Origin of the sequence: Neolewinella persica DSM 23188 (assembly GCF_000373105.1) — a bacterium.
In the GTDB taxonomy this organism is placed as follows: Bacteria; Bacteroidota; Bacteroidia; order Chitinophagales; family Saprospiraceae; genus Neolewinella; species Neolewinella persica.
The window spans coordinates 1-21,115 of record NZ_KB890431.1 but is presented as its reverse complement, the minus strand read 5'-3'; the positions used below and the strand labels follow the sequence as shown (position 1 = coordinate 21,115).

The window sequence follows — 21,115 nt, the reverse complement described above, 5'->3', positions numbered from 1 at the left end:
TTCAGGCGGGATACAAAACCGCCAGCTTCCCTTTCTACGTACCTAACAATACACTATTTCCTCTCGCCAACACCTGGCAAGAGGCTTACTCTCTTTTATCAACTCTAATTAATATGTACGAAAAGCACTACCCCATCTCCTTAAAAACGCTCTTATTCGCGTTACTAACCCTCTTCTTTCTTCCGCTCGGTGCCCAGGGCAACCTCTGTTTCCTAACGGATGGCGGCATGTTGACAACTCCTGAAGGTTCCACGATTGTCCGTGTTTGCCTTGATGACGGCGACGAAGGCCTGACTGAAATCATACGCACGGGTTTCTCCGGTGGCACCAGCCGCTACTTTGTTACCACCCCCGCTGGTTTTATCCTGGAAATACTGGACGGTAATCCTCCTTTTGACCTGCGAGATTATCCCGCCGGCCCAATTGCCATTACCAGTATAGCCTATACTGGCAACCTCTCCAACTTTGTGCTTGGTGAAAACATCTGTACCATTACCTCAGATGATTGCATCAGCTTTTCAAATCCGTTGATCATCAACCGCCAGGAAGGCGAAGGTTGTGACATCTTCTGCTTCGCTGAAGCCGGAGAGTTGGCGTTAACCGACGGCGGTGGCACCTCCACCGAACGCTGTATTATTGACGGCGTAGCCGATCCGGTAGCCGTTTCACTTACGGGTGATCCAGAAGGGGACTTCATGACCTACCTCATTACAAATGATGAGGGTGAAATACTTGCTATCCCGGAAGGGGATGGACCGTTCGACCTCAGCGCCGCTGGCGCTGGTACCTGCCTGATCTGGTACTTGTCCTACGACGAAGGCCTCGAAGGTTTAGCTGTAGGCAACAATGCTGATGATTTCGACGGCTGTTTCAGTCTTTCCAATCCGATCACCGTTGTCCGAAATACCGTTGGCAGGGGAGTACTCGCCCTGGCAGATGGCGGCGGTACTGAACTAACTACTTGTGCCGGAGACGGAGTCTCTGACGCCTTTAACGTTACACTGACCGACACCTCAGGTGCAAATTTCACTTACGTCATCACCGATGGCATGGGGACTGTTCTTGGCTTAGCTGACAATCAACCGTTCGACCTTGAAGGTGCAGGCGGTGGTGCCTGCAACATTTATGCACTTACTTCTGCTGATAACTTTGGCGGGATCGCCGCTGGCGATCAGCTGGAGAACCTTACTGGTTGCTTCGCCTTATCCAACCCCATCACCGTAACCCGCAACACGGGAGATGATTGTGATGATTTCGCCTTCCAGGCCAACCTTAGTGGTCTCAACGAGGCCCCCTGTCCAGTTACCTCAACGGGTTCGGGTATGATGACCGCAACATTGACCGGCCGCATACTTACGGTTAGCGGTTCATTTTCAGGACTTACGTCTGATTTCGACCCCAATGTAGCTGGAGGTGCTCACATTCACCTGGGTATGGCTGGCTCCAACGGAGGTATTGCGTTCTTACTCACCAGTACGCTTGATGATGATCTTCGGGGCGGTACTTTCCCAGCAGAAGACAACCAATTTGAACTAACTGACGAGCAGATCGACATTCTTCGCCAGCGAGGGCTTTACGTAAACATTCATACGCTCGACTTCGGCGGCGGAGAACTCCGTGGCCAGCTGGTGCCCTCCGGAGCTGATGCCTATAAAGTTGCTTATCTACTTGGCGTAAACGAAGTACCGGCGGTAGTAACTACTGCCGGAGGAGCAGTCATTGTGGAGCGCGACGGCAACGAAATCACTGTTTCCGGAAGCTTTAGTGGCCTGATGGGTACCATCGCTACCCAGATTGCTGGCGGGGCGCATCTCCACATCGGCATTGCCGGTCGTAACGGAGGCGTAGCTTTCCCGCTCAGTATGAACATCAATGATGACATGGATGGGGCTACTTTCAGTGCTGACGACAATGTGTTTACCCTCGATGACGATCAGCTTGCTGCCCTGGCGGGTGACATGTTCTACGTAAATGTTCACTCTTCGGCAGTACTAAGCGGAGAAATACGTGGTCAACTTACAGACATGAGCGTAAGCCAATTCTACGCCAACCCAAGTGGTCATCAGGAACGCCCGGTTTCAGTAAACACCCCCGGCAATGGCCGGCTGGTCCTTAATCTGGCGGGGAATACTCTAACCGTTAGCGGTAGTGTAAATGACCTGCTGGCACCAGTCAACACCATGATTGCCGGAGGCAGCCATATTCATATCGGCCTGCCTGGCCAGTCCGGAGGAATTGTCTTTGGCCTCAACATAACCCTCGACGACAATTTACTCGGAGGCGTTTGGTTACCGGAAAACAATCAGTTCGAACTCACCGAAGAACAGCTTACTGAGCTATATGGTCGTGAATACTACGTGAACGTGCATTCGGAGGACTTCAACTCCGGTGAAGTAAGGGGCCAGGTAATGCACCTGGCAAAAGGTTACTTTGGAACCAATATGGCCGGTATCAATGCCAATCCCAACGCTGTAAAATCAACTGGTCAGGGTTTCTTCCTGTTCGACTGGTGCGGAGGTAAATTGACCGGCCTGGGCAGCATCGATGAGCTAAGTACTGATTTCGATGCCTCCGTTGCAGGAGGATCACATATCCATTTTGGGGACGCAGCCAGTACCGGAGGAATCGCCTTCCCATTGACCGTCGATATCGCCGATGACCTGCGAGGAGGTGAATACCTGCCAGCGGCAAATACTTTCATGGTGGATGAAAATGGACAGAATGCTCTACTCAGCGGTGGTCTATACGTCAACATCCATACTACGGGAAGCCCCAGCGGCGAAATTCGTGGTCAGATCCTACGGGACGACAATGCTTTCCCTACGGCTCCGGAAATCATCACCCCGGCCGACGGAGCTATTGTACAGGTCTTTGAAGGAGGTAATGATCTTGAGGACGGTATATTCAATGCCTCCTCGGATCCAGATGGTGACCTACTTGTGTATACCATCGAAATAACTTCGCCAGAAGACACTGAATTTGCCAGCATTATCGCTTGCAGCAAAGTCGGAACAGACACCTTGTCTAATGCGACGATTGATGCAGTATACGACACCCTCATTGCCAACGGCGCCATGGTGGGCATCTCTGTTCCGTTGCGTTACCGTGTCGTCGGTTCAGATGGCAGCGTTGCTACCCCCGGTGGCTCCCGAACGATTGTCCTGATGATCACCGATCCTCCCTGTACTGTGGAAGGCGGTACGCTGGCCCTCGCGGACGGCGGAACTGAATTCACCATTTGTGCCGGTGATGGCGTGGCGGATCCTTTTAATGTCGTGTTGACTGACACCGTCAGTTCAGATTCATTTACCTACCTCGTAGTTAGTGACGCCGGAATTATTCTCGGGGTTCCAGCCGACCAGCCCTTTGATTTTGATGGGGCAGGTGGCGGTGCCTGTACACTTTATGCCGTTAGCCATGACGGTTCGCTGACCGGAGCCATGGCTGGAGAAGCCTTTGCCGATCTGGACGGCTGTTTTGCCCTGTCCAACCCAGTTGTCGTAACCCGCAACGTCGGTAACGATTGTGAAGGTTGTGATGTAGAAGGCGGAATGCTGACCCTGATTGATGGTAGTACTACGGACACCATTTGTGCGGGAGATGGCATGGCCGATCCCTTTGGCGTAATCCTGACGGATACCTCCGGCGCTGAATTCACCTACATTGTAGTTAGTGCGGAAGGAATGATCCTTGGCGTTCCCGCCAACCAACCCTTCGACTTTGATGGAGCAGGCGGCGGCGCATGTACACTTTACGCCGTGAGTCACGACAGTACACTAACCGGAGCAGTTACCGGCAACGCTTTTGCCGACCTAACCGGCTGCTTTGACCTATCCAACCCCGTAGTCGTCACCCGACTCACGGGCGATGATTGTGACAATATTTCCTGCAATGTGGAAGGCGGTACCCTGACGCTTACTGACAGCACAACCGCCATGACGATTTGTGCCAATGATGGAGTTGCTGATCCCTTCAACGTAATACTCGCTGATACCTTTGGCGCAGAATTTACTTACCTGGTGGTCAGCGACGCCGGTGTTATTCTCGGTGCACCTGCCAACCAACCCTTCGACTTTGATGGAGCCGGTGGTGGAGCCTGTACCCTGTATGCCGTAAGTCATGACGGCACTCTAGCCGGTGCTGAGCAGGGTGCAGCGTTCGCTGATCTCTCCGGTTGTTTCGATCTTTCTAATCCGGTGGTGGTTACCAGAAATACTGGTAATGATTGCGAAGGATGTGACGTCGAGGGAGGTATCCTTAGCCTCATAGACGGAGGAACGACCATGAGAATATGTGCCGGAGATGGAACGCCAGATCCGTTCAACGTTGTCCTCAACGATACAGTAGGCGCTGAATTCACTTACCTGGTTGTATCTGACCAGGGCGTCATTCTTGGTACGCCCGCCGACCAGCCCTTCGACTTTGATGGCGCGGGTGGCGGTGCTTGTACGCTTTACGCAGTCAGCCACGACGGCACCCTCAGCGGAGCCGTGCAAGACGCTCTCTTCGCTAACCTGGAGGGCTGTTTCGACCTTTCTAATCCAGTGGTGGTTACCCGCCTGACTGGTGATGACTGTGAAGAACTTGCTTGCGGTGTAGACGGTGGCATACTGACCCTGACAGAAGGCGGTACAGAAATGACGATTTGCGCAGGAGACAGCATTCCTGACCCATTCACCGTTACGCTTACGGATACTGTTGGTACCGACTTCACTTACATCGTAGTGAGTGATCAAGGCATTATTCTGGGAACCCCAGCTGACCAGCCGTTCGATTTCGACGGTGCCGGAGGCGGTGCCTGTACCCTCTACGCGGTGAGCCACAATGGCTCTTTGAGAGGAGACAGCACTGGCCTGGCCTTCACCGGCCTAAGCGGTTGTTTTGAATTATCCAATCCGATAGTCGTTACTCGCCTGACCGGTGACGAATGTACTGGCGGGCTGATTGCCATCAATGAGGTTGACCGTCGCGGGATGGTCGAGCTGGAAAATATCAGCGAAGCTCCCGTAAACGTAAGTAGCCTGTTCCTGGCCAGTAATGAGGAAGTTGTTCTCATTAGTACCCTTGACATTGAATGTGGATCTTACTTCCTCAAGCCGAATGATCGGGTTACCCTTGACTTCTCCGACTACATTGACGCCAGTGGAGACGAGCTGGCCCTTCTTTTCAACCAGGATTACACTTCGGCCCGTCATTTACTGGCCTACGTTGCCTGGGGAGAAAGTAACCGGATGGGAGAAACTATGGCAGAAGATCTTGGTATCTGGACGATGGGTACTAACCCCGGATTCCCCAACAGTGCTGCTTCCCTCCAGCGGATTCCGAACCTCGTTGTACCGACGTACGCCCTCGGCGCGCCAACACTGTGTGCTCCGAACCAACTGTCGACAAGTACATCACAACCTGCTGCCGATCAGATTGCCGTATTCCCAAATCCATTTTCCGAACAGTTGACGCTCGAAGTAAGTGGCGTCCGCAGCGAGCGGACGGAACTGCAAATTTTCGACATCAACGGACGGCTAATCATTTCCCGCCAGCTTCAATTGGCCGACGGCCGGATTGACCTGCCAACGGGTCAATTAACGGCTGGTGCCTACTTACTGCGCCTTACCAATGACGCAGGCGCATCCGTAATCCGGGTCATCAAGCGCTAATTGTCTATATTAGCGGTCCTGTATGACTTCGGATTTGAATTAAACCTTGCCCTCGTTTCTTCGGAAGCGAGGGCATTTTTCATGGTGCCGCAGCTATTTTTTACCAGATACGATTTCCAGCGCTCGTTCCAACTGCTCGTCCCGGCCGGCGCGAAGCGCCGACACCGTAAGGGGTACAGCTATATCTGGTGTTACGTTACCCGGCTCGGGGAACTCGGGGACTAACCCGATGGTATTCACTTTAATTTCAAAGTTGTCATCGGGCCCTACGTAGATCTTCTTGCCGTCATCTTTTGCACCATAAGTTATCCCTGCCGATGCTCCGGCCGGCATACCCACCAGTTTTCCCCGTCCGGATCCCTGAACGTAGCGAGCAAAAATACCACTTGCCGAAAAAGAGAGCTCATTGACGAGTACCACGACCCTACCCGAAAACTGTAATTCCTCCTTCACCGGTTTGATTTTTCTGGTCAGGGCTTTTTGTACGCGGCGTTCTTTTTTTGTGACGGCGCCTGCGGCGCGGCGGCGAGCCACTTTCCCCCGTTCTCCGGGCAAGGCCCGGGCAGGGCCCGTGCTGATGGTTGCGCTGGAGAACTTAAATTCCCGATCCGACAGGTACCGGTAAAGGGCACTGATTCTGCCACTGGAACCTCCGCCATTATCCCGAATATCAATGATCAGTTGTTGGGTATTCGTTTGTCGCAACGTATCAAAAACGGTACGAATAAATTTGAAGTAGTTCCCGTTGGTAAACTTGTAAGTGCTGAATTTATTGATATCGAGAATTCCCGTTTGCCCATCCTCGGAGAAGCGAAAAGTCAATGTTTTACTGATGTCCGTCTTTACCTTTTTGGGATCAACGAAAGGTTTGTGCTTAGCTAATATCACCTCCTCCGATACTTCTCCGGCATCGTTTTTCAAAGTCAGGCTTAGTTGTTTTTTTAGACCGTAATGCCATTGATAGTAGGTGGAGGGGAAACGGATAATTTTCATAACCCCGGCACGGTTGTTACCCTGGTCATTAAGCCCGCTGAAATAAGACAGTGACTGCATAAGCGGCCCAACGGGTTCACCTTCGATGGCCAACACCTCGGTTCCGGGAAGAAAGGTATCCCGGGTAGTCCTCAGGCCGGTCATCAGAACGTGGCGGCCGTCATCTGCCAGCATCATTTGTAGTGGAAGGAAATTCTCACGTATGCTTCTGCTTTCCAGTGAGTCAAAGTGCGGTTCAAGGATAAGGTGCCCACAGCCAGTAACTTCCTGCATCGGGGCCATCATTTTGATGAATTCCGGATAGGTGATACTGTCCCGCTCCCCCACTGCTTCCATTACTTCTTTTTGCACCTGCGTCCGCGCCGCTTCTAATGCCTTCAATCCATCCATACTAGCAGCAAACGGGTGGCGATCTTTGATAATCGCAAATATTTCCTCAGCAGCTCCAGCTACTGAATCAGCAGGGAAATTACGCTGCCCCGAAAGTAAAACGGGTAGAAAAACAAGAAGGAAAAGTAAGCGCATCATGAACTGGAATTTTCTTAGAAGCACTAAAATAAGCACAAGACGGGCTTCAAGACCATCTAAAACGAAGGGCTAACTTTTGCTTAACATCCATGGATAATTTCGCTCACTAAGGCTTAAACGTAAATTTATAGGCCAGGGACAACACTGGTGCGCCGAAAATACTCAACCGATAAGCCGCAAAAGGGCTACCTCCGAAAATACCCAGTGCGGGCGTATTCGCATCACGCGGTTGGAAAAAAACGTTGTAGGCATTATCCCGGCCGTAGAGGTTGTAAACCGTAAACACCCAGTCTCCGGTCCAGGCCCTCTTTTGTCTGCGAAAGTTGTGAATGGTCCAGCTGAAATCCAGCCGATGATATACTGGTAACCGGTCATTATTACGCTCCAGGAAGAGTGGCACATCGGTTCCGTTGATCTCTACAAAACCGTTCGGGACGGTATAGGGGCGGTTGGATTGTATGACAAGATTAAAGCCCAGTTCGTGGGTTTTCCCTTCATCCAGTGTGAGGTTGGCCGAGAAAGTATGCGGTTGGTCGAAGTAGCCCGGGTACCATTCTCCACGGTTAATACGCGTACTAAAATCGTTTCCTGCCACCCGGTTTTCCACCCTGGCAAAGGCGTAATTCACCTCTCCGGTGATGCGACCAGTACGGCGGCTGGCGGTCAATTCTACGCCATAGGCACGGCCTTCACCGCGCAATAAATCCGTTTCCACCGTTGGGTTCAGGAAAAAATCCGCACCAGGTTTGTATTCCAGTAGATCCGTCAATTGCCGATAGTAGGTTTCCAGGCGAAAAGCGTAGTTACCGGAAGGTGTTACGTGGCTATAGCCTAAAGATACCAGATCAGCCGTCTGCGGGCCAACGTTAATATCCGCGACTTTCCAACGACTCGTCGGCAGCGGCGTAGTGGCGTTATAAATGTTCTGGAGGTACTGGCGTGAGCGGGCGTAGGAGGCTTTGATGCTCGTATTTGGGGTCAGCTGATAACTTAACCCGAGGCGCGGTTCAAAGCCACCGTAAGTAGCTGCGGTTTCACCTTCAGCAATGGAGATCACGCTTTCCAGGTTACTTTCCGTCAGCTCCTGACCTGCGCCATAAAGGCGTTGCTCCGCCGGCCCCAACTGCCGGTAGGCCGCATAGCGTAAGCCGGCGCCAACGGTAAAACGGGGGCTCACCTTCCACTCGTCCTCCACAAAGGCCACCAACTCCAGGCCACGCTCCCGCACCAACGTTGTCGGCTGAACGTTGGTGCTGGCACCGGGGTCCAATGCTCCCGGTTCAAGGGTGTAGCGATCGGCCGACAGGCCGATGGTCAGTGCATGGGTCGCTGATTCATTGTTCCCTAATGCGATTCGCCCCGACTGCTGATCGATGCCGGAGGTAAAAGTGATCAGGCTATTGTCCAACTGAGGAAATCGCAGCTCTGGCGCGAAATGGGCATTGGTGACCCGGGTAGAGAGCGACCAGCTATCGTTCAACAACCGTACCCATTCCAGTCCTCCGTTCAGCGTCAGGTAGGCGTACTGGTTGGAGGTGGCAGCAACGCCACCGAAGGTGCTCAACAGGTCTACCTGATAAAAGTCACCGGAGTAAAATCCGGAGAAGGTAAACAAGTCCTTCTCTCCCGGCTGGAACCGGAGCTTTAACGTAGCATCACCGAAGCGACTTTTGGTGCCCTTCAGCCGCTTTATCAGGTTAAAGGCAAAATCATTAAAGCCGCCTCGAGCTGCGGCCAGTACGTCCCATTTTCCGGATTTCCCCAATGGTGTTTCAATACTCAGATTACTGGAAACCAATCCGATACCACCCTTAATAATCGGAGAATCCGCATTCGGCACCTTGGACCTGACATCAACTACAGAAGAAACACGACCACCGAAACGGGCCGGGATGTTACCACGGTAAAGATCAATCCCCCCCACCGCATCGGGGGTAAAAACGGTAAAAAGACCAAATAGGTGGGTAGGTGTAAAAACTGGTGCTCCGTCGAGTAGAAGCAGGTTCTGATCAATCGTGCCGCCTCGAACCGAGATACCATTGCTCGCTTCCCCGGCCGACGTGACTCCCGGAAGTAATTGCAGCGAGCGCAGCACGTCTCGTTCTCCGAGTACACTAGGGATGGACTCCAGCTCACCGGCCGTAAGCCGCTCCACCCCCATCTGCGGGCGGGAGAGGTCCAGACGGTCATCGCGGTCAGTAACCACTACCGTCTCGAGCGTTGCGGATGTGGACTCCATGGTGATGACCAGGTCCCGTTTGGCGTTTAGTGTAATGGTTCGCTCATAGTCGGCATACCCGGTGAAAGAGGCACGGATGGAGTATCGGCCCGGCGGAAGATCAAATCGCAGGAAGCCTTTCTCGTCAGTGGTACCGCTGGCTCCTCCTGGCGACAATTGGACACTAACAAAAGGCAGCGCAGTTTCCGTTTCCTGGTCCTGAATAGTGAGGTTGAGTTCGTAGTCCTGCCCATTGCAAATCAAGGAAATAACCAAGCAAAAAATAGTTAAAAATAGTCGCATAGAAAGCGGATTATGGAGGCGCGGACGCGGGTGCAAATAAAGTTGAAAAGCAGAGCGGAGACAGTCAGGTGGTGGTTTATGGCCAGCCGGGAGGTGGAGAGGTAATTCGGTTAGGGCCATCACAAGGAGCCCGGAGTCTTCCCAGAGGGTCTTCCAGCCGTAACACCGAATCGAAGGGCAAGGGAAACCCCGTATTGATGGTACGTTCGTAATAAGCCGTGACTTCCGTCGTTGAAACCCCGCGCAGGTAGCCTAATATCAGGGTGCCGTCGGGGTCTTGATTCCGCACGTTGCCGTTCAGGGCAACGGGGATGGTACCGTTCAGGCCATCCTGGCCATTGACCAGTTTAGAAATAACGTCTACGTAGGCATAGGCATCCGGGGTCAGGCTTACCGCCCGGGCCACGGCAAGTTGGCTGCCGTAACCATCGAAAGGGATGGCGCCAACTGGAAACCCGTTGATGTACTGACCATCGGATAAGGCATCATAACTTACCAGCACCTGGTCCAGCACTTCGTACTGGTAACAATTCGGAGGATTACAAGGGTAGTCGTATCGAAAAACAAACCGATCATTGACTGCTATGCATTCCCCATTGCGCCAAATACCTTGTAAACAGGAAGCACAGACATTTATTTTTTTCCAAAACCCAACTTGCCACTCATAATAGTTTGGTACCCCGGCAGGGTCCTTATAATTCACAAATAGTTCAAAGCGGGGGATAAACCGATCCAGACCTGTGTCGAATGCAGAGTTTTGGACAAAATTTACGGTAAGTGAATCCAGGGGTACGGGTTCAGGGATGGTTTCCGGAGTGGATACGCCCTGGGTCCCATCAGCGAAGGTTATTTCAAAATGCCAGGTTTGCCCTGGTTCTGCCCGGAAGCCAGCTGGAGGACGGTAACTTCCCGCTTCAGCGTCGACAACGGACCAAATAACGCTTTGCCCATCGACTTCCAAGCTCTGGATAAGTGCATCCGTAACGGGTTGAAACTGAAAGTTCACTTCCCGAAAATTTGATTTTCGTAAGCGAACTTCACTTTCACCACCTTCGGCAATAATACTGCCTTCCACCAAATAAAAGGCATCTCCCAAGGCAAAATCGGGCTTTACCGGTTCGGTACAGCCCTGCCACCCAAGGGTGCACACAAACGCTAAAAATATAGGAATAATACGGTGCATAATCGGAGAATTTTGTCGAATTTGGCGTTGTGAATGCCGCTACACCTCAAGTGGTTAAGGCCAACCTACTGGTCGCTCGGCGGTTCTGACACCAGGAATGTTACAAGGTGCCCGGGGGGGCACTGCCGGAGGAGGAAGTGGCTCCAGCCGGAGGTTATTATCAAAGGGCAATGGCGAACCCGTTTCGGTTGTACGATCAACAAAAGCCCGGGCGCTCCCCTTACTGGCAGCACCAATGAAGCCCAGCACATCTCTTCCGCCCGGATCCACATTACGCACGTTACCATCCAGAGCGGCCGGGGTCGTGGGATTCAGTCCGGAATTTCCTTCCACCAGATCCTGAATCACCTTTCCGTAGTCAAAAGCTTCTTTGGTGATACTGTAAACACTGCCCTCCACCAGCATACCTCCATAGGCGGTGAAAATAATCCCTCCGAGGGGGAAGCCAGTCAGACTGCTTCCATTGGTAAAGGCATCCGAACCATACCGTGTCTCCTCCCCTGCTTTGGTGGAAAAACACTCCTGCGTATCGCAGAGATAATCATAACGATTATTGAACCTCGGATTATCAAAAGGGATACAGACACCGTCCCGCCAACGGCCATTCACGCAGGAAGCACAGATCGTAATCTCTTCCCAGTAATGATAATCGTAAGCATAATAATTTTCCTGATCTGCAGGATCAACATAATCAAGGAATAACTCGAACCGGGGGACAAATCGATTCAGCCCTTCATCAAAGGATGAGTTTTGCACAAAATTTATGGTCAGATTACTTACCTCGACTGGTTCGGGAATGGTTTCGGGGGCGGAGATAACACTGGTACCGTCTGGCAAAGTTATTTCAACGTGCCAGGTCTCTCCGGGTAATACGACCGCCTCTGGAGGAGGGATATAGCGCCCCGGTTCATACCCTGGTCCCCAACTAACGGTAGTACCATTTGCTTCTATCGCCAGAACTTCTGCTCCTGCCACAGATTCAAATTCCAGTGCGACCTCACGGAAATTCGATTCCCTGATCCGAATTTCTCCCTGGCCTTCCCCCGCCAGGATATTTCCTTCGACCAGAATGAAGCTCTCTTCTATTTGAAATTCTGGCTTGGTAGGCTCCAGGCAACCACACAGTATGGACAAGATAAGGAACCCGGCCAGTCGGATACTGCCAGTGCGTTGTTTACTTTTCGAGGAATTCATACTAACAAGATACGTACAAGGCAAGACAAACGCTGCCTCAAACTTCCTCTTTGCACCTGCGGCCGCGCCTTAACAAGAGTCAGTAACCAGAAGCCAAGAACCAGATCTATAGTTTCTAGCTCCTGGCTTCTTGTTCTTCCTTTACTAAACCAGTAGTAATACCTGCCAACTTGATCAGAAACGTGATCTCCAGAATTGTATAGACGAGATAACTCAGGAAGAAGGGTACGACAAAGAGTCTGTTTTCCGGCGCTGCCAGAAAATAGTAGGCAGCAATAAGTCCTCCGCAAAGGAACAGCTTGAGCATAGTTACCCCCATGAAGACATTTGTAAAAAGGAACTTATTTTCGGACCGGGCAGTACGGTTGCCGATCCAAAACAACCCGACACAAAATGCGCAAAAAAGCAAAATGGTACCAACGGTGAGGGGGATAGCATAATTGATCGGCAGCACAAAATGGCAAATCAAGGATAGAACCACTGCGACGGCAGTAAAAATCCCCAGAAGGGTATAAAACCGGGCGTACGTCATGCTAGCGCTTATTTGTGGCATTGCTTCAGGCCGTTGAACGGCACTCAGATGAAGTCTTTAAGAGATACATACAGTGCTGATCCGATACCGAGCAAACTCATCACAAGTGTAAGCCAGGGGTCCGTCCCCAGCCATTCGTCGAGGTATTTACCAGCAAATACGAAAGCCAGCAATACCCCAATCATTTGTACGGCCATGCCGCTGTATTTCATCCAGTTACGGGATGCTTTACGAACCTCTTCCTCTTCTGATTGATTAAGCGGAGGCACCCTGTTTTTGCTTTAAGGGGTTTTCTTGTTGCTTTTGGCCGCCTCCGCCATTGCCAGAATAGGGAACGGTGCAGGTTCCGGATATCTGGCAGCCACCAAGAACTGCCATTTTCTTGGCCTTTATATCACCACTCACCTTGGCCGTAGCCTGCAAAGTGAGCATTTCCTTCACGACCAGATTGCCCTTAAAAGAGCCTTCGATGGTTGCATTAAGGCAGGTAACATCACCTTCAATGCGGCCCTTAGGGCCAATGATCAATTTTGCTTCACAAACGAGGTTACCGTTAAGGCTCCCGTCAATACGAATATCACCACCTGCTTTGAGGTCGCCGGTAATTGACGTATGTGCATCAATCGTATTTACGCCACCCACGCCACCTGAAGTAGGAGTTGCGGTACCGCTGGTTGATTTTGTGTCTTTATTATTATTGTTGCCGAACATGCTTTTTGTTTAAATCGGGTGTGTTGTTTAATGAAGTGCTTGGCAATGTAGATAGACGGGATGATCCCATCCCAAAACTCAAATTCAATAAATCTTTGCCTTAGAACTGTGGGCAGTAAACACCTTTACGCTGTCCGCCACAGATTTTGTACTGCAGAGAAAGTTCGAATCCGCCGTTACCGTCGGTAGCGGTGTTCAAAGAACTGGTGTTAAGATCATAGGAGAAGCCGAGTGCAAACTGCTCGTAATCAAAGCGAGTACTCAGGATGAGGGCATCCGTAAGCACGCTGGAGTCGTAGCGGTTAGAAACGCGGGTCCAAAGGCCCACCTGGAAAGATTGGGTACTGCGGTTACGCCCACCGTCCAGCAGAAATTTAACGTTAGTACCAGCGTTCACCTGGAAGCTTGGCCCTTGCTTCATTACAATGACTCCGGGTACGAGGCCGAACCGGCTACCGAGCAGGAATTCACCACCGGCATGAGCGGTGTAGCGGCTGTAAAGCAATTCGGTGCCATCGCTGTCAAAGCTCTGGTTGGCCCGGTTGAGGTGGTGGAAAGCACCACCAAGGTAGAGGCTGTTATGCTCATCGAAGACCATGAACCACAAAAGGCCAGCTGCCATATCGGCGAACAGGAACTGGTCGCGATCAAAGCCGGTTTCTCCGCTGACCGCAGATGGGTCGAACCCGCCATCACCATCGTGCTGGGTGCCCCAGCGAAGGGCCAGGAAGTTGAGGCTCCGCTGAGCGGCACCTCCTTCTACTCCGGCAACAAGGTAGTTACCGAACTTACGGCTTCCACCCATTTTCTTACTGTAGCTCAGGGAGATCTTACCAGTTGTAGTGGCAAAATCAGCCTGGCCGGCCTTATCTCCCCAAAATGTACCGCCAATGCCGAAAAAATCGTTTCGGCCTACCGCCACGCGCTGGTCGTAGCTGACGCTGTACGTTTGGAAGGCTGAGCTTCCCAGGATCGACGCCCACTGACTGCGGTAATTGATCGCAATACGGCTGTTACAGTTCATCACCCCCGTCATTGCCGGATTAAGGTTGAGAGGGGACATGTAAAATTGGGAGAAGTGTATGTCTTGCGCCTGAAGACCGAGAACGCAAAAGAAAACAAAGCAGAAAGTCTGGATTAACCGCATAATGAGGGGCACTAATTATTTTGGGATGCTTGTATTGGGACCCTGACGTCCGGCTACGATACCGACAAATGTACATAATTCAATTCGCGCAATGGTAGCCGGACACCGTTAAAGTTGGTCTCTGGTCCTTTATGTCGCCAAATGTCGAAAATGTAACGGATTTACAGCATGTTTTAGTTTATCCTTTTTTCCCTTAGATCTTAAGCTCTGTATCGGGCCCTAACGTCCACCTTTATCCCAGTGGCTGCTTGAGATCAGCGGCACGGGATAATTAACCCCTAGTCTCATTTCGTATTTTGCTTGTTCCGGATCATTTAAAGTGTCCGGCTGATGTACCTGTTCACAAGGCAGGTTACTCAATTCAGGGCACCATAGTTTTACAAAATCTCCGTCTTCATCATAGCGCCTGGCCTGGCTCATAATATTAAAATAACGATCCTCCCGTGGATCAGACCCAACCCCGGCTATGTAGTTCCAGTTGCACCAATTGCTGGTGACATCGTAGTCCAGTAAGGCATGTTCGAAGTATTCAGCCCCCATCCTCCAGTCAATTTTGAGGTCCTTTACCAGATAACTGGCTACATTTTGCCGGCCCCGGTTACTCATGAAGCCCGTCCTGGCAATCTCCCGCATGTTGGCGTCGATAAAAGGCGTACCCGTTTGTCCGTCCATCCATCTCCGGAAGGCAGCAGGGTCTTTACGCCACTGCTGGGGTACTCCCTTAGTACCGTCTTTTTGAAAAATGGCGGTTCCGTGTTTCTTGCCCATCAGTCGGAAAAAATCCCGCCACAATAATTCAAAAATCACCCAATAGGTAGAGTCGTTGCTCCCGTTTTTTTCCTCATAAGCCTTTACCTCCCAGTAAATCCGCTTCGGAGACAGACAACCGTAGGCCAGCCATGGACTGAATTTGGTACTGTAATCTGCACCAATCAGGCCATTTCTTGTTTCTTTATAGGTGGAAATCGCCTGGGAATCAAAAAGATAATAGGCCAGGCGGTCCAGCGCTGCAGTTTCCCCGCCTTGCCATTGGAAGGCAGCACGGCCATCGGGAATTGGCGGCGTGATGCCAAAGTCTTCAAGTTCTGGCAATTCTTCCGGCTTGGGTAGGTCCTTGGTGGGGTACGGTATTTTTCCGGGTGTAGACAATGGTTCCCTAACCTTGGTGATTCGTTCCGTTTCCTTACGAAACTGGGTGAACACATCTGGTGTCTGGGTGATCGGAAAAGGAAGGTCTGCCGTATAATAAAGAAGTTTTCCACGCGAATAATAAACTTCCCGGCCTACAGCCCAGAGCGATGCTTCCACTGCATTTTGCACCCGTAATTCTTCATCCGTCCTTTCCCGGTTACAAAACACCCAACTGGCACGGGTCTGGTGGGTCAACTCTAATAACACATCCTCAGGTTTTCCAACCCTGATAATCAGGTCAGCTCCCCGCGCCCGTAAATTATTTCTAAGATCTGCTACACATTCAAGCAAGAACTTTGCCCGATGGCCACCAGTTTTGGCAAGACCAGTCAGGGGTAGGCTTCCGCGCCATACTCTGGGATCAAAAATAAAAACGGGAAGTACTTCATCAGCATGTTTTAACGCATCGGCAAGCGCTTCATTATCATGTAGACGAAGGTCCCGGCGGAACCAAACTATGGCAAGGCGTTTACTCATAAGATCAGCGAATTCTGTTAAGTTGTCTAACGAGAGGTAACAAGTATGGTTGCGAATAGACTTCCGATTTATTTCGGAATGACACCCTGCTGATAAATAGCGCTATCTGGTGGAGCCGCGGGCACCATGGTGGCTGGTTCGCGCCTGTAGGGTAGTCTCCGGAAGAGAGGGCTGGGAGGCAGAAGAACGCTGGTTTTGGTTGGCAATAATAACTTTTTAAAAGACTTTACCCATGCTTAAACGCACAATATTCAACTCCCCTTTTACAATTAAGGCCCATCCCATTAATCAACAAAAAAATACATAACATCATAAAATAAAATATTTGTTTTGCAATTTGCATTTGAATCCGCTAGATTATATGTTTACACAAACAAATCACCCTTAGTTATGATTTCGAAAATAAATTGGTTGGCCGTTTTGGTCAGCGCCATTGCCGGTATGTTCATCGGTTTCCTGTGGTACGGCTTATTTTTCATGGACCAGTGGGCCGAAGGTGTTGGCCTTACGGGGCCCGGGATGGCCGAAGGCGTTGGCGATGTCTTCAAGTACGGCGAAGCCGTAACCATCGACCCCACCACCCCGATGATCATCAACGCGGTAAGCATGTTCATCTACGCCTTCATCATGAACTGGCTGGTCACCAAAACCAACCGAACCAGCTTTACCGGAGGTGCTACGTTAGGTGCCCTCATCGGCACCGTAGCAATGCTTACCACCTACGTCAGCAACCGCTTTGCGATGAACCCCACTTCACTGAGCCTCATTGACGGCAGTTACTACATTGTTCTGTTTACCGTTATTGGTGCCATTATGGGAGGATGGCGAAAGAAGTGATTAAACTATTGGTTAAAGAAATAAGTTAGCCGCACGTTGACTGGGTCAAGCTATTACAAACTTCATTCCTCGACCACTAGCTACCTGGCAGCCTGAACGCTACAGTAGGTCTTTGTTGGGTAGATTCCCCGAATAAAGACCTCTGCATTACTTTTTATGATGAACTCGGAAAGTCCGACATGGGTCGGATTTTCCGGGTTCCAATCATAAGTATATCCAAGTTGAGTCCAGGGATAACCGTACTTATTAAATTGGGTATCATTACAATCGTTGTATTGCACTGCCCGGATATGGTTAAACCACTGTCGGTGTTCGTCCGTCACGTCCTCGGGTAAATCAAGGCTACATCCGGTATCCGTAGTCTCGGGGTCAGGGCAGGGCCGGAACAAGTCCGCCGGGCGGACCCAAATTTCCACAAAGTCTGTTTCTATGGTAAATGGTTGCAACCCCAACAACTGCCGAAGCCTCATCTCCGGGTCCTTCTCCTGCTGAAAATAAACAATGCATTTATCCTGGATGAATGGAGCAACGGTTACCCAAACTGCGTATTTCGAGCCAACACTGTAAGAAGAGTCTTTCTTCCAGTAAGTTGGTTTGTTCTTCCAGGATACCATCTTAACGTGCCGTTCTCCATTGATTAAAGTATCTATTAGAGTAGTATTTCCAACGATCTGCGTCAAGGTATTTACAACGGTAGCGGGGCGGGGATTCTCAGCATCAGCCATTGCGTGTGCGTACCATCGACTCAAGGAGTCAAGATCATCCGTAAATTCTGGCTGGATCATTCCTATCGGGCCATCTGGACTGATCACCGTTTTACCCGTCTGACAAGCAGTTAAACTTAAAAGAGCAAAAATGATTAGCCCCGATTTGACTACAGATGTGAAAGCGAAAGGTGATGTTTTCATTGCTTAACAACTTTAAAGGATGATCACTGTAGCAATACCTCTGCCCTTATGAGCTTATCCCGAGCTTCCGTAAGCAAAAGGAACATTTGCCCAGACTCAGGAGAAAGCGGGGCTGACTATAACCGTTACGACAAAGCAAGGTACGGGACCAAATAGGCCCAGAAAAAAGAATATGTATAATTTCTATGGGTAATAAACGCTTTTCCGGGAGGGAACTTGGTTCCAATGTATTTCAGACACTAGCTATATAAAAGGTTTTCTTTCTAAATCGGGTATTTCTGCGGGTAAGACTAGGTAAATTTACCTACTTATCGAATGCTATCTTATCTATGAAAACCAGATCATCGGCCGGCAAAGGCGGATAAGGCGCACCTTGGCTTTAAAACAACCAAACACTATGGCAAAATGCTGGTAAACACCCTGTGCCTGAGCCAGGCAAATGGTTTCAGTACGCTGATTGTATACGCAGCCCTGTTTATTCATTAAGTCGGCTGTTCACCCTTACTTATTTTTCTTTACATACTCCGTAAGAATCACGATCTGCTGTGTTTCCACCCGCCCTTCGATCTGTCCGGCATTGTCATGCACCAACCGAATATTACGCACCGCAGTCCCGCGCTTTGCCGTAAAGTTGGCCCCTTTCACCTTTAGGTCTTTGATCAAAACAACGGTATCTCCTGCTTCCAGAACGTTACCGTTGCTGTCTTTGTGGACCAATGCGTTCTCATCAGGCAGGCCAGCCTTGGCCCAATTAAGGGTCTCCTCCTCCAGGTAGATCATGTCCAGCAGCGCCTGTGGCCAACCTTCGGCGCGCAACTGATGCAACATCCGGTAAGCCACCACCTTTACCGCATCCGTTTCGCTCCACATGCTATCGTTAAGGCAGCGCCAGTCATTCGGCTCAACATCACGGTTACCTTCCAGTTGATCACTGAGACTTTGCGTCACCACAATGGTCATAGCCGGGCTACCATCAGCATTAGGGCCAACTGCGAAGGTGGTAAGATCATCAGTCACACCGCTGAGTTCGCAGGCATTGTTGGCGCGGGCAAGAAGGTCTTTATCGATTTTCATCGCACAAAGGTAGGATTTAGGGGTCAGTATTCGGGGTTCAGTTTTCAGGGTTCAGGATTCAGTTGTCAGTTTTCAGGGGTCAGCATTCGGGGTTCAGTATTCGGAGGGTTAGGGCAAACTTGAAGCGGGCTCTGAGTGCTGACAACTGAGTCCTGAATACTAATGAAACCTGATAGCTGAATTCTAAAGCTCCCCGAGCTTCTGCATGTACCGAATAACAATATCCCGTAGGTCATTACGGATAATCTCTTCTCCCACTTTAATGGTTTTCTCTGCCGGAGACTTCAGGTAATCTTTAAGAAACTCCAGATTGGCCTCATTGCCACCGGCCATGAATTCAGGCATGACTACTTTGTAGGTCTTTGCCGGATCAATAGCTTTTCCGTTCAGACTCAGATCTTCCATATTGGCATTCTTCTGCTGTAGGTAGCCTCCTTCCCCGTAATTGGTCCGCAGGCCGGTTTCCAGCAGGCGGCTAACGGCAGCACCGGGCATTTCCAGGGTAACGAAGTTTCCGCCGTAGGGGAAGGTGCGCAGTACGTCGTATTCTGTAACGACATTAAAAAGGTTGTCGTCCAACCGCATAGACCCCGAGTTCAATGCGTAGAGATCTGCGCCGGGAATGGCGGAAGCAATAGCGTCCGTCGTTAATTGTCCGTAGTTGGTTTGGGAGGTTCTGATCAGGCCTTCCTTACAAACAAGCGGCTCAGTGAGTTTCATCACTTCTCTATTGGCGTCATACCCCATATCGCTCATCAGTGTAAAGACCTGGTCCAGCCATTTATCGACCACCTTTTTGGTCGCTGGCTCATCGGCGATGGTATCATCGATAGCTTTGATGGTAGAACTGATCCGGGTCATGCCGCTCCCCGGGTCAAAGGAAACCCGGTGGATGTATACCGTTTTGGCATTAGCATCGGCCTTTGCAATCACTGTTTGGTCCACGTAGCGGTTGAGTTTAGCATGCTCGTGGCCACCAACGAAGAGTGGAACTCCGGGTACAGCCGCAGCTAATGCTTCATCTTCATCAAGGTTCTGGTGAGTAATAGCAATGGTCAGGTCACTGATCGCATCCACTTTACGCAGCGTTTCTTTGAAGGAGCTGGTTACATCAGCGTATTCGACGTAGCCGGCCTTATTGAAAGGCAGTACTACGGCCAAGAGACCAATTTTAATTGGAGTTCCACCTGGATTAGATATTTCGTGAACAAGATATTCGGGTACCGGAGCGCCGTTTTGCTGGAAAGCGCGGATCCGCCCGTCAATAACCGCATTAGCATTACAGACCGTGTATTTGAAAGTACTCTGATCCATGCGTTTTTCCAGGAGTTCCAGGGTACTGAGGTCAAACTCGTGGTTACCAAACGTGGCGTAATCCAGTCCCATTACGTTCAGGGTTTCGACCATTTGCAGCCCGGCGATCTTTTCTTTTTCGCCATCGGCATTGGTATAGCGCATCGTACCAAGGAACGAGGGGCTGAGGAAATCTCCGGCCATCATCGTAATCACATTGGGGTTTTCCTTAAGCAACTCCTGCCGTACGGTAGCCACGCGGGCCAGACCTCCTGCTTTGCCCCCTTCCAGCGGGGCAATTTCGTACACGTCGTTTAGCTGGAGTACGATGAATTCTACCGGCGTACTTTTTTGGGGCGCGGCCGCAGGTGCAAGGGCTGTTGAAGCGCGGGGAGTGGTACAAGCAGAGGTTAGCAAGACCAGCAAGGAAAACAGGAAAGTTGAACGACGCATAGGTGGTGAATTGGTTGTGTGGTTGAATTTAAGCCTTTTTAGAATAGGGACGTTGTAGGAACCAGTTTCCATACATTCCAGAGAACTGCTTACCCCTCAAATCCAAAGGTAATAAGGGGACCATGCTCTACACTCTGGGAAAACAGGTATAATTTGACGGTTCGTCGCTCCAAAAACGGTCTTTGCACCTGCGGCCCCGCCCAAGCGAATGAGAAATTCACAGAATGAGAGAATAGCTACCGCAAGGCGAAGCTCGCTCACGCTCGTAATCCCAATTTCCGTCCAATTCCATCATCCTCTTATTCTCCCATTCTAGTATTCTCTCTCCAACGACAAACATGAGTCATCCCGAATTTTGAGCCCACATTAAAGTGAGGCAAATCGAGATGGCCATTCTAAGTCTGTAGAGCGGTATCGAG

The 21,115-nt window shown here is 50.7% G+C and carries 14 protein-coding genes; 2 read left to right on the top strand and 12 right to left on the bottom strand.

All coding sequences use genetic code 11. From position 1 onward, the window contains the following. Window positions 1-113: 113 nt before the first annotated feature. A complete protein-coding gene (locus B036_RS0112585) occupies window positions 114-5,654 on the top strand; it encodes a CHRD domain-containing protein (protein ID WP_020569073.1) in 5,541 nt (1,846 codons plus the stop codon). Between the two features lie 93 nt (window positions 5,655-5,747). On the opposite strand, the gene B036_RS0112580 is transcribed toward B036_RS0112585, so the two are convergent. The 9 genes from B036_RS0112580 to B036_RS0112540 all read right to left on the bottom strand — a co-directional run bounded on the left by B036_RS0112580 (window position 5,748) and on the right by B036_RS0112540 (window position 16,131). Beyond that, window positions 5,748-7,175, bottom strand: a complete 1,428-nt coding sequence (locus B036_RS0112580; RefSeq protein WP_020569072.1) for a S41 family peptidase — start codon at window positions 7,173-7,175, stop codon at window positions 5,748-5,750. Between the two features lie 106 nt (window positions 7,176-7,281). Next, window positions 7,282-9,696, bottom strand: a complete 2,415-nt coding sequence (locus tag B036_RS0112575; protein WP_026231937.1) for a TonB-dependent receptor — start codon at window positions 9,694-9,696, stop codon at window positions 7,282-7,284. A 76-nt stretch (window positions 9,697-9,772) separates the two neighbouring features. Next, window positions 9,773-10,879, bottom strand: coding sequence for a DUF4249 domain-containing protein (locus B036_RS0112570; protein WP_026231936.1), 1,107 nt, complete (start codon window positions 10,877-10,879; stop codon window positions 9,773-9,775). Between the two features lie 54 nt (window positions 10,880-10,933). Further along, window positions 10,934-12,073: a DUF4249 domain-containing protein gene (locus B036_RS0112565; RefSeq protein ID WP_020569069.1), complete on the bottom strand. Its 1,140-nt coding sequence runs from the start codon at window positions 12,071-12,073 to the stop codon at window positions 10,934-10,936. 115 nt (window positions 12,074-12,188) lie between these two features. Beyond that, window positions 12,189-12,605 carry a hypothetical protein gene (locus B036_RS0112560; RefSeq protein WP_020569068.1) on the bottom strand — a complete coding sequence of 139 codons (417 nt, stop codon included), beginning with the start codon at window positions 12,603-12,605 and terminating at the stop codon, window positions 12,189-12,191. 44 nt (window positions 12,606-12,649) lie between these two features. Continuing rightward, window positions 12,650-12,817, bottom strand: coding sequence for an AtpZ/AtpI family protein (locus tag B036_RS32915; protein ID WP_071596775.1), 168 nt, complete (start codon window positions 12,815-12,817; stop codon window positions 12,650-12,652). Window positions 12,818-12,860: 43 nt separating this feature from the next. After that, on the bottom strand, window positions 12,861-13,316 hold the full coding sequence (locus tag B036_RS29170) for a bactofilin family protein (protein WP_020569066.1): 456 nt from the start codon (window positions 13,314-13,316) through the stop codon (window positions 12,861-12,863). Window positions 13,317-13,416: 100 nt separating this feature from the next. Beyond that, the gene (locus tag B036_RS0112545; protein WP_044102618.1) at window positions 13,417-14,463 is read right to left on the bottom strand and encodes a PorP/SprF family type IX secretion system membrane protein; all 1,047 of its coding nucleotides are present in this window, start codon (window positions 14,461-14,463) and stop codon (window positions 13,417-13,419) included. A 219-nt stretch (window positions 14,464-14,682) separates the two neighbouring features. Next, on the bottom strand, window positions 14,683-16,131 hold the full coding sequence (locus B036_RS0112540; protein WP_020569064.1) for a DASH family cryptochrome: 1,449 nt from the start codon (window positions 16,129-16,131) through the stop codon (window positions 14,683-14,685). A gap of 390 nt (window positions 16,132-16,521) precedes the next feature. Between B036_RS0112540 and B036_RS0112535 the strand changes: the two genes are divergently transcribed. Beyond that, window positions 16,522-16,968 (top strand): DUF1761 domain-containing protein, encoded by a 447-nt coding sequence (locus B036_RS0112535; protein ID WP_020569063.1) that lies wholly within the window; start codon window positions 16,522-16,524, stop codon window positions 16,966-16,968. Window positions 16,969-17,048: 80 nt separating this feature from the next. Here the strand turns inward: B036_RS0112535 and B036_RS32060 are convergent, their stop codons facing one another. The 3 genes from B036_RS32060 to B036_RS0112515 form a co-directional block, all read right to left on the bottom strand. Beyond that, entirely contained in the window at window positions 17,049-17,876 is an 828-nt protein-coding gene (locus tag B036_RS32060; protein ID WP_157472141.1) for a hypothetical protein, read from the bottom strand. Window positions 17,877-18,377: 501 nt separating this feature from the next. Continuing rightward, entirely contained in the window at window positions 18,378-18,950 is a 573-nt protein-coding gene (locus tag B036_RS0112520) for a PhnA domain-containing protein (RefSeq protein WP_020569061.1), read from the bottom strand. Window positions 18,951-19,133: 183 nt separating this feature from the next. Next, a complete protein-coding gene (locus B036_RS0112515) occupies window positions 19,134-20,696 on the bottom strand; it encodes a bifunctional metallophosphatase/5'-nucleotidase (RefSeq protein ID WP_157472140.1) in 1,563 nt (520 codons plus the stop codon). Window positions 20,697-21,115 lie beyond the last annotated feature (419 nt).